We start from the raw sequence: 14809 nt of genomic DNA, 5'->3' as shown, positions 1-14809 counted from the left end.
CTTTATTTTTTAACTGAAAATTATCAATTATTAATAAAATAAATGGAGCTAACTGTCGGAGTCGAACCGACGACCTGCTGATTACAAGTCAGCTGCTCTACCAACTGAGCTAAGTTAGCATGTTTTTGTTTTTTGCCTCTAGCTAATAGCTGGTAGCTAACTACTAGAAGCTAACAAAATAAATGGCGAGGATGACGAGACTCGAACTCGCGACCTCCGGCGTGACAGGCCGGCGTGGTAACCAACTCCACCACATCCCCGTATATTAGTCAAAAGTTAATAGTGAAGAGTTAATAATTAAAGATCATTACAACTCTTAATTTTTAACTTTTAATTCTTAACTAAATAAAATGGTGGGCGAAACAGGACTTGAACCTGTGACCCCCTGCTTGTAAGGCAGGTGCTCTCCCAACTGAGCTATTCGCCCTTGTTTTAGCTGTTGGCTGCCAGCTTTTGGCTACTGGCTTAGAACTTAAAAAGGTTTTAAGCTAGTGACTAATAGCTAGAAGTTAGTAGCTAATTAATGGTACCCCCAAGGGGATTCGAACCCCTGTCGCTGGGATGAAAACCCAGTATCCTAGGCCACTAGACGATGGGGGCCTATTAGGATTATCAATTACTCACAATACCAGATTATAAATCATTTTTAATTGCTTGTCAACTAAAAAATTTAATCTGTTTAAATGGTGTGACGGGCTTGATCTTTTAACCCAAATTTTCATTGCATTCTTCAATAAGAAATTTTGGTGCACTGCCTTCGATGGGCAAGTACCGAAAACTTCATATCGTTTTAAAATCAAAAGTTTTTGGTGAGCCATGGAGGATTTGAACCTCCGACACCCTGATTAAAAGTCAGGTGCTCTACCGACTGAGCTAATGGCCCATGAATTCAGTAATTAAATGAGCAGTAACTAGTAACATTCTTTAACTGAGTACTTCTTACTATTCACTCGTTACTGTTTTTAATATGGTGGATCATGCAGGCCTCGAACCTGCGACCCCCTGATTAAGAGTCAGGTGCTCTGCCAACTGAGCTAATGATCCACTAATTAAAATAGTGTGACGGTCTCGATGACCTAATGCCAAAATCAATCTTGCGTTTTTTAATAAAAGATTTTGGTGGGCTATGCAGGCTTCGAACCTGCGACCCCCTGATTAAGAGTCAGGTGCTCTACCAACTGAGCTAATAGCCCTTTTTATAATAAAACTGTTGTTATAATCTAATAAATGGCGCGCCCGGGAGGAATCGAACCCCCAACCTTCAGATTCGAAGTCTGCTACTCTATCCGATTGAGCTACAGGCGCATGAATTTCAGATTATAGTTTATAGAGAATAGATTATAGATAAAACCTCCAAAAACTTAAATCTTTTGAATTTATCTGTTATCTATTATCTGCATTTTAAATGGTCGGAGCAGCAGGATTTGAACCTGCGACCCCCTGGTCCCAAACCAGGTGCGCTACCAAACTGCGCCATGCTCCGGCGTATCAAATAGAAGTAATTATCAATTCGACAAATTCTATTATAATAAATTATCTTAAGTGTGTCAAGAAAAAATCATCAAAAATTATTTTTGGGGTATTTTCTGTGACAACGCTTAATAATATATCATTTTCTTTTTATTTTGTCAATAAACTATTATCTAGAAGTTTTATCTTTTAAAATTAATTTATTGTATAAGTAAATCAACTCAATTTTTATCTGTGGTGTTTTGCTAAATAAAGAATGAAAAAGATTATTATTTTTAGTATAATGTAAATAAAATAGAATACAATTCAAAGAGAATTAGTAATGTGAATAGATATCAAAATAAGGTTAATTAAATTAATATATATCAATAGTATTTAAATTTTAATACTTCTACTTTGCTAAAAAGTTAAATTAATTATAGATTATAGTAAAAGGAGATATAGGTGCCAATAGTGGATTTAAATAGTATAAAAATATATCAATTGATTAAGCAGTGGAACAATATAATTGACAATGTTAAGTATAACCCTACATATAGAGAGATTACTCTAAAGGCTTGGCAGAGATGTAAAGAGGAGAATATTAGTTCTAAGTTTGCTAAACTCCACTGCTTATCAGAGAAAGAGTTACAGATTATACGTAATAAAAATGAAGAACTAATAAATGCGGCAAAGCCTTTTATGGAGGATATCTCATTAAGTCTACTCAACATTCCTCATATTATATTTCTGACAGATAAAGATGCTTGGTCTATTGAAATTTCAGGTAATCTTACTGGTGAAGGAATAGGATTAGGTATAAATTATTCAGAAAACTATGTAGGAAATAGTACTATTGAAACTGTTTTAAAAGAAGGGAGACCTTTATTAATATATGGTGTAGAGCATTATGTAGAAGGTTATCGATATCTATGTTGTTTTGGACTACCTATACGGGATAAAGATGGTAAGATAATTGCTGCTTTAAATCTGTCAGTTCCTATAGAGTATGCTGATCCTAAAAATCTAATGATAGTCTTGACTGCTATTAAAGGTCTTGAAGAGAAATTAAAGAATATAGAAAATAAAAATAAATTGCTAGATGATAAAAGTATAGGAAAAAGAATTAGGAAGATAAGGGAGCAAAGGTCTCTAACTCAAAGTAAATTAGCTAGCAAAGCAGATATCTCCCAATCTTTTTTAAGTGATATTGAAAATGGAAGAAAGAGTCCTACATTAAGGAGTATAGGATTAATAGCTAAGGCCTTTGATCTACCAATTAAAAACTTAATAGATTATTAGTAAACAGAAAAGACAGCAGAAGATTAATCTTCTGCTGTCTTTTAATTAGAATAAGCTTTCTTGGGAGTAATCAGGTATCAATATCGCTATAACGATAAAGGGAAATATAGATAAAATATTTAAAAGATACTATAAGATACCAAAATATTCTATAAAATTTTATCAGGAGGCTATTAGTAAATGAAGAGACCTATATATGAAAATTTCAATAATTTGGAAGATTTCTATCAGATATTTTTTGAGGGTAACCCTGCAATTATATTATTAATCAATCCTAAAACAGGTCAAATTGTAGATGCAAATCGATCTGCCTGTTCTTTTTACAACTATACAAGAGAAGAGATTTTAGATAAAAATATCAGTAAGATCAATGCTTTATCTGATGAAGAGATATTTAAGGAGATGAAAAAGGCAGAGCTAGAAGAGCGGAGTTACTTTAATTTTGTACATAAGCTGGGAGATGGGAGTATACGTGAGGTTCAAGTATATAGCAATCCACTGGATATCAAAGGAGAAAAACTATTATATTCTGTTATTTTTGATATCACAGAAGAGAATATAATTAAGCAGCAGGAAGAAAAATACAGAACTTTGTTTGAAAACACAGGAACAGCTACTTTTGTTGTTCAGTCAGACACTACTATCGCTATGGCTAATCGAGAAGCAGAGAGATTAACTGGTTACTCTAAAGCAGAGATTGAAGGAAAGATGAAATTCACTGAGTTAATTGCCTATAAAGAAGAATTAGAAGAGATGTTAGCTTATCATTATCAGAGAAAGTTAAATAAAGAAGATGTCTCCAATAAATATGAATTTCACCTAATGGACAAGTATGAAAATATTAAGAATGTATTATGTCAAACAGAAATAATTTCTAAAACTAACCAGAGTATTGTTTCACTAGCAGACATAACAGAAGAGAAGTCTTTGAAGAAGCGCCTTGAGTCAAATGAATTGAAAGAAGAATTCTTTTCTAATATCTCTCATGATCTAAAGTCTCCACTAAATTTGATATTATCTTCAGTTCAGGTTCTAAATATGTACTGTAAGAATAATTTAGCAAAAAATAATATTAAAAAAATTAATTCTTATACTCATATGATTAAACAGAATAGCTATAGATTATTAAAACTAGTAAATGACTTAGTTGATCTGACTAAAATTGATTCTAATTCCTATAATATAAAATTAGAAAATCATAATATAGTAGAAGTTATTAGCTTAATAGCCCAATCCACTAAGGGGTATATAGAGAATCAAGATAGATTATTTAATTTTAATAGAAGAACAGAGCATAAGATGATTGCTTGTGATCCCTTTAGTATAGAAAGGGTTATTTTAAACTTGATCTCTAATGCAATTAAATTTACCAATAAAGATGATCAAATCTCTGTAACTATAGATTCTAAAGATAATGAGGTTTTAATCTCTGTTAAAGATACTGGAATTGGTATGAATGAGACTGAACAAAAGAGGATATTCAATCGTTTTGAACAAGTAGAGGAAGGTATTTTATCTGGAAGAAATATTTTAGGCAGTGGAGTTGGACTCTCTCTTATTAAATCTCTGGTTGATCTACACCAAGGAAGAATTGAAGTAAAGAGCGAATATGGTAAAGGAAGTGAATTTATTATATATATTCCAGATAGAAGAGTTAAGCAAGAGAATAATTCTTATGCTAATTATGATAATATAGGAGTGGCTGAGAAGTTAAATGTTGAATTTGCAGATATATATAGTTATCCAATTTTAGAATGAATTAAAATAGAGGTCAAGTTGGCTGACAGTGATGAGTAACCAGTGACTAGCAATTGGTAAAAGATAAAGACATGAAATATATTGTATGTCTCACTTTACAATTGGATGGCTATACTTATTAGTGAGAGGAAATAGTAATTTAATGATTATCTTATTAGTAATTTTGAGTTTTAATTTTAATATGAGAATATTGATAAAGGATAAAACCTCGATTCATTGAATCGAGGTTTTTAATATACTATACTGATTGTACTTCTTTTACTTCAGGAATAAACTTCTTTAGATTCTTTTCAATACCCATTTTTAGAGTCATCTGTGACATTGGGCATCCAGCACAAGCTCCTTGAAGTTCAAGTTTTACAATTCCATCTTCTGTAACTTCTACTAATTTAACATCGCCACCATCTGCTTGTAGAGATGGTCTGATTTGATCTAAAACCTCTTTTACTTTCTCTTTCACAACTTCTCACCTCCTTAAAATAAGTCTAATTTATCCGACACCTGAGTGTCTCTAAAACTTCCACTTCTATTAAGTGGGAGATAAGAGACACTATGGTTCTGGATTCGTTCTAGGGCCTTAGGTCATCCTGTGGATATAAGTCTCAGAGGGAGATGAAAAACTCCCTTTGAAGCTAAGAACTCACTTTATAGATCGGTCTATTTTTCCAAAACTTATCTAGCTTTATTTCTAGATTGAAGACTTAAACTCCTTTTATAAATCCAAAGTTTTAGCAGTTTCTTTTAAAGTGATTGCTGAATTTACAAACTGATCTTTCTCTTCTTTATTTAATGGTAAGTCTAATACCTTAGCAATCCCTGAACTATTAACTATAGTAGGAAGGCTTAGAGAGATATCATCTATTCCATAATTTCCTTCCATTAAGCTAGAGACTGTCAAAATAGCATTTTCATCTCTAATTATTGCTCTAACAATTCTAGCAACTGCCAAAGCAACAGCATAGAAGGTAGATCCTTTTCTTTCGATTATTTCATAGGCGGCATCTTTGACCTTATGAGCAATTTGATCACGGTTATTACTAGAACAGTCACCATCACAGATTGGACAGTAATCATCGATTTTAGTTCCAGCGATATTGGTTAAACTCCAGACTGGAACTTCACTATCACCATGCTCTCCAATAATATAACCATGGACATTACTAGCTGCAATCCCACAGTTTCTACTGATTAATGATCTAAAACGAGAACTATCCAATACAGTACCAGAACCAATAACCCTTTCTTTAGGAAAACCAGACAATTTAAGTGTGACATAGGTTAAGATATCTACTGGATTAGTAACTACTAATAGAATAGCATCTTGATTATACTTAGTGATTTTTGGTATAATCTGTTTAAAGATTTCAGTATTTTTCTTAACCAAATCTAAACGTGTTTCATCAGGTTGCTGATTGGCACCAGCAGTAATGATGATAATATTGGCTTCTGCACAGTCGGAGTAATCACCAGCATGTACTTCAACTGGCTTAACAAAGGAACTACCATGATTTAAGTCCATTGCTTCACCTTCTGCTCTATCTTTATTGATGTCAATTAGGATAATCTCAGAAGCAATACCTTCAATCATTAGTGCATAAGCTGTTGTAGCTCCAACACCACCTGCACCGATAATAGCAATTTTATTGGGGTCGTTCTTGGAATGGCATTTAATGTTCATTCTTATCCTCTCCTTTATATTCTAAGAATATTATATACAAAATAAATATCTTATAGTATATAATTATTGATAATAATTATTATTCCTTTTTTTGATAGAAAGATTTTAAAATAAAAATAGTTATTATTACTAATTAGCATTGACACGTTATTTTATAATTGCTATAATTTAATTAAATAATACTTAATAGAAGGGTGAGCAGTTATGAAAAATCCCCAAAGGCGTATGACTAAGCAGAGAAAGAAGATACTAGAGGTCTTAAAATCTACTAGATCTCATCCAACAGCTGATTGGATTTATGATGAAGTAAAGCAGGAGATTCCTAATATTAGTTTAGGGACTATCTATCGTAATTTAAATGTTTTAAGAGAGATGGGCGAGATTATTGAATTAAATTATGGTAGTAGTTATAGTCGCTATGATGCTAACTCAGATGATCATTATCACTTTACTTGCTTAGAGTGTGGTCAGGTGATGGATGTTGATTTAGATGTGGACAGAGAATTGGATGAAGAAGTGGCTGATTGTATTGGTGGGGAAGTTTCTTATCGTCGAACAGAGTTTTTTGGTTATTGTGCAGAATGTAGTAAATAATAATTATAAAGGGTAAGCCTCCTATAGAGATAGGAGGCTTTTATTATTTAAAGAGAGGATTGATTAAGATGGAATTGGGTTATGCCTGTATTAATCTTAATTTAAAAGACTGTACACCTAATCGTAGAACAACTGTGGGACACTTAAAGAAACTGTCTCTTGAGGGTCAAAAAATTAAGCTGAATACATTATTAAAGGAGAATTTAGAGAATACCTTACGGATATTGAAGTTTAATAAGGCTCATAATATAAAATTTTACCGTTTCTCTTCTAACATTGTTCCTTTAGCTACCCATGAGGTTAGTAATGGGTGGAATTATCTCAATAAGTTTGAAAAAGAGTTTCTAGAGGTTGGAAATTATGCTAAAAAAAATGAGATTAGAGTCAGTATGCATGCTAGTCAGTATACTATCTTAAACAGTAATCGAAAGAATGTCGTTGAGAGGTCGATTGAAGAGTTAGAGTATCATTCTAAGTTTTTATTGGCAATGGGTTTGGATACAACCACTAAAGTAGTCTTACACATCGGAGGTGTCTATGGAAATAAAGAGAAGGCAATAAATAGATTTAAGAAGAACTTTGAAATTCTATCTGAAGACATAAAGAGTAGACTAATTATAGAAAATGATGACAAATCCTATACTGCCACTGAAGTATTAGAAATAGCAGAAGAGTTAGGGATACCTATTGTCTTTGATATCCATCATTTTAACTGTAACCATACTGAGGATGAAAAATTAGAGGAGATCTTGCCAAGGGTATTTGCTACTTGGGAAGGGCATGGCAAGCCAAAATTTCATTTTTCTACACCTAGAAGTGAGGATGATTATGCCAGTCATGCTGATAATATTGATCCTAAGGACTTTAAAGAGTTTATCGATTTACTTACTATAGGCGATAGAGATTTTGATGTAATGCTAGAGTGTAAGAATAAAGATAAAGCATTGCTTAAATTAAGGGAGGATTTTAAGCAAATGTATAATTTAAAAATATGAGCTTTAGATAAGGGGGGTTAATGGGCATATTGAAACATTTTAGATACTAGCTACTGGCTGCTAGTATCTAAAATCTTGTTTTATCTTTCAATTATATCAATTGTTCTTAGAATAAGATATAAAAATAACTAAAATTCTTGCATGTTTATAATCTAAGTTGTATAATTATAAAAAAGAAGATAGTAGGAGGAACTGATGATGAAAAAAATAATTTTACTTACATTAGTATTTGCTTTATTTATAATGGCAGGATGTTCTAGTCAAGAGCAAGGGACTTGGCAGAAGATTGAGAAAGAAGGGAAGCTAGTAGTTGGTATGAGTGCTGATTATAAACCTTTTGAGTATCATGATAAAGGTGATAATATTGTTGGTTTTGATGTAGATGTTTTAAAAGAGGTTTCTAAAAAATTAAATCTTAAGCTAGAATTAAAGGATACTGCTTGGGATGGAATTATTCCAGGGTTACAAGCTAAAAAATATGACTTAATAATGTCAGCTATGACAATCACTGAAGAGAGAAAGAAAGCAGTTGGTTTTTCTGATTCTTATTTTAATGCTGGTCAGATAATTGCTGTATTAGATGGTAATAATAATATTAAAAGTGTAGAAGATTTAAAAGGTAAAAAAGTTGGAGTACAGTTAGGAACAACAGCTGATTTAGAGGCTAGTGAGATGGAAGGTGTAGAAGTTAAGCGTTATGAGAAGATACCACAAGCTTTTATTGAGTTAAATAATGGTAGAGTGGATGCAGTAGCTGCAGATTTACCAGTAGTGGCTAAATATACTTTAGAACATTCTGGGGTTAAGATTGTAGGAGAGCCATTTACCACAGAGAACTTTGGTATTGCTATGAGAAAAGGCGATACAGAGTTATTAGAAAAAATTAATACTGCTTTGGCTGAATTAAAGCAAGATGGTACTTATGATGAAATTTATGCTAAATGGTTTAAATAAGAAGATTAAATAAAAAAGTAGCAGAATGTGAAATGTCCCCTACCTAGGGCGTTTTATGTCCTGTTGCTTTTTTTTATTTCTTTACGGAATCTATTAGTGCAGAAGTTGCTAGTATAGTAGGAAATTAGAGTTAATGTAATGTTCATGTTATATTTATGTCTGTTTTTTCAAATAATCTTGACTGACTCTAATAAAAAAGGTATAATTAACAAAAACATAACATGAAAATGATATTAGGAGGGAATTTGATGTTAAGAAAAAAGGGATATTTATTAATTTTGGCTCTGATATTTGTTTTTTCTATATCAACTGTAGCGGGAGCATGGTGGATTTTTGGTAGTGATGAACAAGCTACCTGGGATAAGGTTCAAGCAGAAGGAAAATTAGTGGTAGGTATGGATGCGGCTTATAAGCCGTTTGAATATCAAGATAAGAATGGGGAAATTGTAGGTTTTGATGTAGATGTATTAAAAGAGGTTGCTAAAAAGTTAGATATAAAATTAGACCTACAAAATACATCCTTTGATGGAATTATTCCAGGATTACAAGCTAAAAAATATGACTTAATAATGTCAGCTATGACGATCACTGAAGAGAGAAAGAAGGCAGTTAATTTCTCTGATCCATATTTTAATGCAGGTCAGGTGATTGCAGCAATGGGAGATAACTCTTCTGTAAAAGGGGTTAAAGATTTAGAAGATAAGATAGTTGCTGTTCAATTAGGTACAACTGGAGATTTAAAGGTAAGTGAAATGGAAGGAGTTAAAGAGATTAAGCGTTTTGATACCATTCCAGAAGCATTTATTGCTTTACAAAATGGTCAGGTAGAGGCTGTAGTTAATGATTTACCAGTAACAGCAGCTTATATTAAAGAGCATCCAGAGGTTAAGATAGTAGGTGAGCCATTTACTACTGAATATTATGGTATTGCATTTAGAAAAGAAGATACTGAGTTGAAGGAAAAAATTAATGAAGCTTTAGCTGAACTAAAGCAAGATGGTACTTATGATGAAATTTATGCTAAATGGTTTGAATAAGAGAAAGTAGCAGGAGATCCTGCTACTTTTTTAGTTTAGGTCTTAATTAAATCTATTAAGATGTTTTTGGAGATTGGTCATCAGGAGTCTGGAATCTGTTAAATATACAGGTGCCTGCTCCTTGATTACTGGAAACTAAAGTGTCGAAATATCTCTTAGATATCAATTGTTTGTATATTTAGTATTAGCACCATAAGGCTTTAGCAATGAATACTGATTAATCAGTAAACTTTTTTGTTAAAAATTAAAAATAAATAGAATAAAAAGCAGGAATATCTCAATATAAGATAGAATTATATAAATAGATTACCCAGATTATCTTGGAAGGAGTTGGTCTAGTAATGAAATTTATTGTTAGAGGTAAAAACATAGAAATAACAGATTCTTTGAGAGATTATGCTGAAGATAAGATTGGTAAAGTTAGAAAGTATTTTGAGTATGAGGATGTTATAGAAGCTCAAGTCTCTTTAGAAGTTGAGAGAGGGCGCCATATTGTAGAGGTAACTCTTTTTGTAGATGGGCTTATTTTAAGAGCTGAAGATAAGACTGATGATATGTATACTTCTATAGATGGAGTAGTTTCAAAATTAGAGGGTCAAATTCGCAAATATAAAACAAAGATCAACCGTAAGATAAAAGGAATTAATAAAGAAGATATCTTAGATATAGAAGATGATAATGATAATGATGAGGATGAACATGAAGTAAGGGTTGTTAAGACTAAGAAGTTTGCTATTAAACCTATGTATATAGAAGAAGCAGTTATGCAGATGGATTTATTACATCATGATTTTTTTGTATTCTCAAATGCTAAGACAGAAGAGGTCAATGTAGTTTATAAAAGAAATGATGGGAACTATGGTTTAATTGAACCTACATTCTAAGAGACATAATCAAGAAAGGCTAGCTATTAATAGCTAGCCTTTTTTTCTTTATTTCTTTAATAGTGACTAGAAAAAGGAGATTGATCTTTGGTTAGTTGACAGTATATGGTTAATGGTGTATAGTTAGAATAAGAATGAGTCTATTTAGAATTAATAATTATAAATAATATGAGAGTTACTTATAATAAAATTTTAAGATTTGTGTAAATTATTTTAAAGAGGTGAATACATACATATGTTTAAACTTTTAAAGAATCTATTTACTGACCCAAATGAAAAGAAGCTAAGAAAGTTAGAGCCTATAGTAGAAGAGATTAATAAATTAGAAGCAAAGATTGGTTCTTTAACAGATGCAGAATTAAAGGGAAAGACTGAGGAATTTAAAGATAGATTGGCACAAGGGGAGAGCTTAGATGAACTCCTACCTGAGGCCTTTGCTGTAGTAAGGGAAGCATCAAAAAGAACTACTGGGATGCGCCATTATGATGTACAGTTGATTGGTGGTATAGTTCTACACCAAGGAAAGATTGCTGAGATGAAGACAGGGGAAGGTAAGACTTTGGTAGCTACCTTACCAATTTATCTAAATGCACTAACTGGAAAAGGTGTTCATGCTATTACTGTAAATGACTATTTAGCAGAGCGTGATAGTGAGTGGATGGGGCAGATTTATGAATTCTTAGGTTTAGAAGTTGGACTAGTATTAGAGGATATGGATTATGATGAAAGAAAGCAGGCTTATCAGGCTGATATTACCTATGGAACGAATAACCAATTTGGGTTCGATTATTTAAGGGACAATATGGCAATTGATGATGATCATTTAGTTCAAAGAGAGCTACATTATTGTATTGTTGATGAGGTTGATAGTATCTTAATTGATGAGGCTCGTACCCCATTAATTATCTCTGGTCCTACCCAGCAATCTCCAGCCTTATACTATAAATTTGCTGAAATAGCAAAGAAGTTGAATAAAGAGGAGCATTACACAGTAGATGAGAAGGCAAGTTCTATTACCTTAACCGATGAGGGAAATGATAAGGTAGAGAGTATCTTAAATATTGATAACTTATATGATAATCAGTATATGGACTATTTACACCATATCAATCAAGCCCTAAGAGCAAAAGAGCTAATGAAGCGGGATAAAGATTATATCGTTAAAGATGGAGAGGTACATATTGTTGATGAATTTACTGGACGCTTAATGTCTGGACGTCGTTATAGTGAAGGGCTCCATCAAGCAATTGAAGCTAAAGAGGGGGTAGATATTCAAAAAGAGAGTCAGACCCTTGCTAGTATTACCTTTCAGAATTACTTTAGAATGTATGATAAGTTAGCTGGTATGACAGGTACTGCTGCTACCGAAGAGACAGAGTTTGAAGAGATTTATGACTTGGAAGTGGTGGTTATTCCAACAAATGAGCCAGTAGCCCGTGAGGACTTACCTGATGTAATCTATAAGACTGAAGATGCCAAATTTAATGCTGTAGTAGCAGATATTAAAGCAAGATATAAGAAGGGGCAGCCTGTACTAGTTGGTACCGTCTCAATTGAGAAGTCGGAAGAACTCAGTAGGAGATTAAAACAGGTTCATGTACCCCATGAAGTGTTGAATGCCAAATATCATGAGCGAGAGGCTGAGATTGTCAAAAGAGCTGGTCAAAGAGGAGCAATTACTATTGCTACCAATATGGCTGGTCGTGGTACAGATATTGTTTTAGGTGATGGAGTTGATAAATTAGGAGGCCTTCATGTAATTGGTACAGAACGCCATGAGAGTAGACGGATTGATAATCAGTTAAGAGGGCGTTCAGGAAGACAGGGAGATCCAGGTTCTTCCCGTTTCTATGTATCATTAGAAGATGACTTGATGAGACTATTTGGATCTGATAGGATTGCAGGGGTGATGAATACTTTAGGGTTAGAGGATGACCAACCTATTGAACATAATTTGATTACCAAGTCAATTGCTAATGCTCAAAATAGGGTAGAGTCACGTAACTTTGAGATTAGAAAGAGTATCTTAGAGTATGATGATGTATTGAATAAACAGAGACAGGTTATCTATAATCAGCGACGTAGAGTTCTAGAAGGAAAAGATTTAGAAGAGATAATCTTTGGAATGGCAGAGCAATGGTTAGACGAAAGTTTAGATATTTATATAAATGATAAGGTGCATCCTGATGAATGGGATTTAGCAGGATTAGTCAATTATCTAGCTAATCAATTAAAAGGTTTAGACTTATCTGAAGAAGAATTATCTAGTTTAAGTAGAGAAGAGATTAAAGATGAGTTATTTAATAAATTTACCACTGCTTATCAAGCAAGAAGGTCAGAATTGGGTAATGATGGTATGGAAGAGCTAGAGAAGGTGGTTATGCTTAAAATTATCGATCAAAAATGGATGGATCATCTCCATGCTATTGATGATTTACGCCAGGGGATTGGTCTTAGAGCATATGGACAGCGAGATCCTTTAGTTGAATATAAATTTGAAAGCTTTGAGATGTTTAAGCAGATGAGTTCTTGGATTAGAGAGGACATCATTAAATATTTATTTGCTATTGAAGTGGTAAGAAGTGATAGTATAGAGGATGATAGAAGCTTTGATTATGGTCATGGTCCTTTAACGACAGCTTATGATACTGTGCGTCCACCAGTTCAAGGTCAAGGGCAACAGGAAGATGAGGTTAAGCTAAAACCGATCGTTAAAGGAGAAGAACCAGGGAGGAATGATCCTTGTCCCTGTGGAAGTGGGAAAAAGTATAAGAAGTGTTGTATAAATAAATAAAGCAGTGACAAGTGACGAGTAATGAGTAAGAAATAAGAAGTTTTTACTAATTATTGTTCTTACTGCTCACACTGGTACTCAGACTATATATAAAGGAAGTGGTTTGATGTTGGAAAATGAATTAAACTCTAGATTAGAAGTTATTACAGAAAAATTAGCAGATTTGAGGGAGTCTCTTTGACTATGATGCTTTAGTAACTAAAAAAATGGAGTTAGAAGCTAAGATGGCTGACCCTGATTTTTGGAATGATAGTGATAAAGCTCAAAAGGTTGCTCAAAGATTAAGTGGGGTTAAAGGAAAGATAAGTGATTTTGATCAACTCAATGATGAGAGTGAAGAGCTGATACTATTATTGGAATTGGCTGTAGAAGAGGATGATAAGGGTGTAATTGAAGAAGTTCAAAAAAGAACAACAAAATTAGAGAAGGATTTAGAAAAACTAGAGTTAAAGACTTTATTATCTGGTGAATATGATGAAAATAATGCTTTACTATCCATTAATCCCGGGGCTGGAGGAACTGAATCCCAAGATTGGGCTGAGATGTTACTAAGAATGTATACTCGCTGGGCAGAGCAGCGTGGCTATAAAGTAGAGACTTTAGAGTTTATGGCTGGTGATGAAGCTGGGATTAAGAGTGTAACTTTACAGATAACAGGTCCTTATGCCTATGGATATTTACAGGCTGAAAAAGGGGTTCATCGGTTAGTAAGAATCTCTCCCTTTGATGCTTCAGGAAGACGCCATACCTCTTTTGCTTCGGTAGATATCATGCCTGAGATTGATGATGAAATTGAGATTGAAATCGATCCTAGTGATTTGAAGATAGATACATATCGGGCTAGTGGTGCAGGGGGACAGCATGTTAATACTACTGATTCAGCTGTAAGGATTACCCATATACCTACAGGGATTGTAGCCCAATGCCAGAATGAACGTTCACAACATAAGAATAAAGAGAGTGCTATGAAGATTTTGAAAGCCAAGTTATTTGAATATATGCAAGAGAAGGAAGCTGAAAAGCTAGATGAGATTCGTGGTGAGCATAAAGAGATTGCTTGGGGAAGTCAGATTCGTTCTTATGTCTTCCATCCTTATCAGATGGTCAAAGACCACCGAACCAATGTAGAAACAGGTAGGACTAGCGATGTGATGGATGGAGATTTAGATGAATTTATTGAAGGGTATTTAAAGTATAAGTAATATTGCATTTAATATGAATAAATTTTAAGCGGGGTAGTTGCCCCGCTTTTTATTTTAGATTAAATAGATATTATCCTTTTATGGTGATGTGCTCAGGTGGAGTCAGAAGATAGATAAAGAAATTTTGAAATTTATGTTAAAATAGAGGGGAGAAAGCAGCCT

General features: G+C 33.3%; 11 protein-coding genes and 9 tRNA genes. 9 read left to right on the top strand and 11 right to left on the bottom strand.

Annotated features, from left to right (window positions below; genetic code table 11):
* Nucleotides 1-43 precede the first annotated feature (43 nt).
* From BX659_RS00275 to BX659_RS00230, 9 genes are all read right to left on the bottom strand, one after another.
* Nucleotides 44-119: transfer RNA gene (locus tag BX659_RS00275), tRNA-Thr, on the bottom strand.
* Between the two features lie 64 nt (nucleotides 120-183).
* Nucleotides 184-260 (bottom strand) — tRNA-Asp (locus BX659_RS00270).
* A 91-nt stretch (nucleotides 261-351) separates the two neighbouring features.
* Nucleotides 352-427, bottom strand: a tRNA-Val gene (locus tag BX659_RS00265).
* A 97-nt stretch (nucleotides 428-524) separates the two neighbouring features.
* Nucleotides 525-600 (bottom strand) — tRNA-Glu (locus tag BX659_RS00260).
* A 207-nt stretch (nucleotides 601-807) separates the two neighbouring features.
* Nucleotides 808-883: transfer RNA gene (locus BX659_RS00250), tRNA-Lys, on the bottom strand.
* Between the two features lie 85 nt (nucleotides 884-968).
* Nucleotides 969-1044, bottom strand: a tRNA-Lys gene (locus tag BX659_RS00245).
* 73 nt (nucleotides 1045-1117) lie between these two features.
* Nucleotides 1118-1193: transfer RNA gene (locus BX659_RS00240), tRNA-Lys, on the bottom strand.
* A gap of 35 nt (nucleotides 1194-1228) precedes the next feature.
* A tRNA-Arg gene (locus tag BX659_RS00235) sits at nucleotides 1229-1305 on the bottom strand.
* 101 nt (nucleotides 1306-1406) lie between these two features.
* Nucleotides 1407-1483 (bottom strand) — tRNA-Pro (locus BX659_RS00230).
* Nucleotides 1484-1914: 431 nt separating this feature from the next.
* Here BX659_RS00230 and BX659_RS00225 point away from each other — a divergent pair.
* Nucleotides 1915-2751 (top strand): helix-turn-helix domain-containing protein, encoded by an 837-nt coding sequence (locus BX659_RS00225; RefSeq protein ID WP_097016602.1) that lies wholly within the window; start codon nucleotides 1915-1917, stop codon nucleotides 2749-2751.
* Nucleotides 2752-2931: 180 nt separating this feature from the next.
* Nucleotides 2932-4509, top strand: coding sequence for a PAS domain-containing sensor histidine kinase (locus BX659_RS00220; protein WP_097016603.1), 1578 nt, complete (start codon nucleotides 2932-2934; stop codon nucleotides 4507-4509).
* 238 nt (nucleotides 4510-4747) lie between these two features.
* Here the strand turns inward: BX659_RS00220 and BX659_RS00215 are convergent, their stop codons facing one another.
* Together BX659_RS00215 and BX659_RS00210 are read right to left on the bottom strand one after the other, a co-directional pair.
* Nucleotides 4748-4969, bottom strand: coding sequence for a NifU family protein (locus tag BX659_RS00215; RefSeq protein WP_097016604.1), 222 nt, complete (start codon nucleotides 4967-4969; stop codon nucleotides 4748-4750).
* 252 nt (nucleotides 4970-5221) lie between these two features.
* On the bottom strand, nucleotides 5222-6187 hold the full coding sequence (locus tag BX659_RS00210; RefSeq protein ID WP_097016605.1) for an L-lactate dehydrogenase: 966 nt from the start codon (nucleotides 6185-6187) through the stop codon (nucleotides 5222-5224).
* A gap of 204 nt (nucleotides 6188-6391) precedes the next feature.
* On the opposite strand from BX659_RS00210, the gene BX659_RS00205 reads away from it, so the two are divergent.
* The 7 genes from BX659_RS00205 (at nucleotide 6392) to prfB (ending at nucleotide 14647) form a co-directional block, all read left to right on the top strand.
* Complete coding sequence (locus BX659_RS00205) at nucleotides 6392-6781, top strand: Fur family transcriptional regulator (protein ID WP_097016606.1); 390 nt, start codon at nucleotides 6392-6394, stop codon at nucleotides 6779-6781.
* Nucleotides 6782-6849: 68 nt separating this feature from the next.
* Nucleotides 6850-7776: a UV DNA damage repair endonuclease UvsE gene (gene uvsE, locus BX659_RS00200; RefSeq protein WP_097016607.1), complete on the top strand. Its 927-nt coding sequence runs from the start codon at nucleotides 6850-6852 to the stop codon at nucleotides 7774-7776.
* A 198-nt stretch (nucleotides 7777-7974) separates the two neighbouring features.
* A complete protein-coding gene (locus BX659_RS00195; RefSeq protein ID WP_097016608.1) occupies nucleotides 7975-8730 on the top strand; it encodes a basic amino acid ABC transporter substrate-binding protein in 756 nt (251 codons plus the stop codon).
* Nucleotides 8731-8978: 248 nt separating this feature from the next.
* Complete coding sequence (locus BX659_RS00190; RefSeq protein WP_097016609.1) at nucleotides 8979-9767, top strand: basic amino acid ABC transporter substrate-binding protein; 789 nt, start codon at nucleotides 8979-8981, stop codon at nucleotides 9765-9767.
* Nucleotides 9768-10108: 341 nt separating this feature from the next.
* The gene (gene hpf, locus BX659_RS00185) at nucleotides 10109-10651 is read left to right on the top strand and encodes a ribosome hibernation-promoting factor, HPF/YfiA family (protein ID WP_097016610.1); all 543 of its coding nucleotides are present in this window, start codon (nucleotides 10109-10111) and stop codon (nucleotides 10649-10651) included.
* Nucleotides 10652-10886: 235 nt separating this feature from the next.
* Nucleotides 10887-13445 (top strand): preprotein translocase subunit SecA, encoded by a 2559-nt coding sequence (secA, locus tag BX659_RS00180; RefSeq protein WP_097016611.1) that lies wholly within the window; start codon nucleotides 10887-10889, stop codon nucleotides 13443-13445.
* A 106-nt stretch (nucleotides 13446-13551) separates the two neighbouring features.
* Nucleotides 13552-14647 (top strand): peptide chain release factor 2 gene (prfB, locus tag BX659_RS00175; RefSeq protein ID WP_253250658.1). Its coding sequence is split into 2 segments (ribosomal slippage): nucleotides 13552-13623 and nucleotides 13625-14647, totalling 1095 coding nucleotides; the frame shifts between segments, so codons are not numbered across the junction.
* Nucleotides 14648-14809 lie beyond the last annotated feature (162 nt).

The organism is Orenia metallireducens, from assembly GCF_003001995.1.
GTDB classification, from domain to species: Bacteria; Bacillota; Halanaerobiia; order Halobacteroidales; family Halobacteroidaceae; genus Orenia; species Orenia metallireducens_B.
Note: the sequence above shows the minus strand (reverse complement) of the source record. Positions and strands in the feature narration are given on the sequence as shown.

Bases quoted from the DNA above. Each gene is read 5' to 3' on its own strand.
- BX659_RS00220 (WP_097016603.1), top strand. From the start codon at position 2,932: ATGAAGAGACCTATATATGAAAATTTCAATAATTTGGAAGATTTCTAT.
- BX659_RS00195 (WP_097016608.1), top strand. From the start codon at position 7,975: ATGAAAAAAATAATTTTACTTACATTAGTATTTGCTTTATTTATAATG.
- BX659_RS00190 (WP_097016609.1), top strand. From the start codon at position 8,979: ATGTTAAGAAAAAAGGGATATTTATTAATTTTGGCTCTGATATTTGTT.
- secA (WP_097016611.1), top strand. From the start codon at position 10,887: ATGTTTAAACTTTTAAAGAATCTATTTACTGACCCAAATGAAAAGAAG.
- hpf (WP_097016610.1), top strand. From the start codon at position 10,109: ATGAAATTTATTGTTAGAGGTAAAAACATAGAAATAACAGATTCTTTG.
- BX659_RS00205 (WP_097016606.1), top strand. From the start codon at position 6,392: ATGAAAAATCCCCAAAGGCGTATGACTAAGCAGAGAAAGAAGATACTA.
- BX659_RS00210 (WP_097016605.1), bottom strand. From the start codon at position 6,187: ATGAACATTAAATGCCATTCCAAGAACGACCCCAATAAAATTGCTATT.
- uvsE (WP_097016607.1), top strand. From the start codon at position 6,850: ATGGAATTGGGTTATGCCTGTATTAATCTTAATTTAAAAGACTGTACA.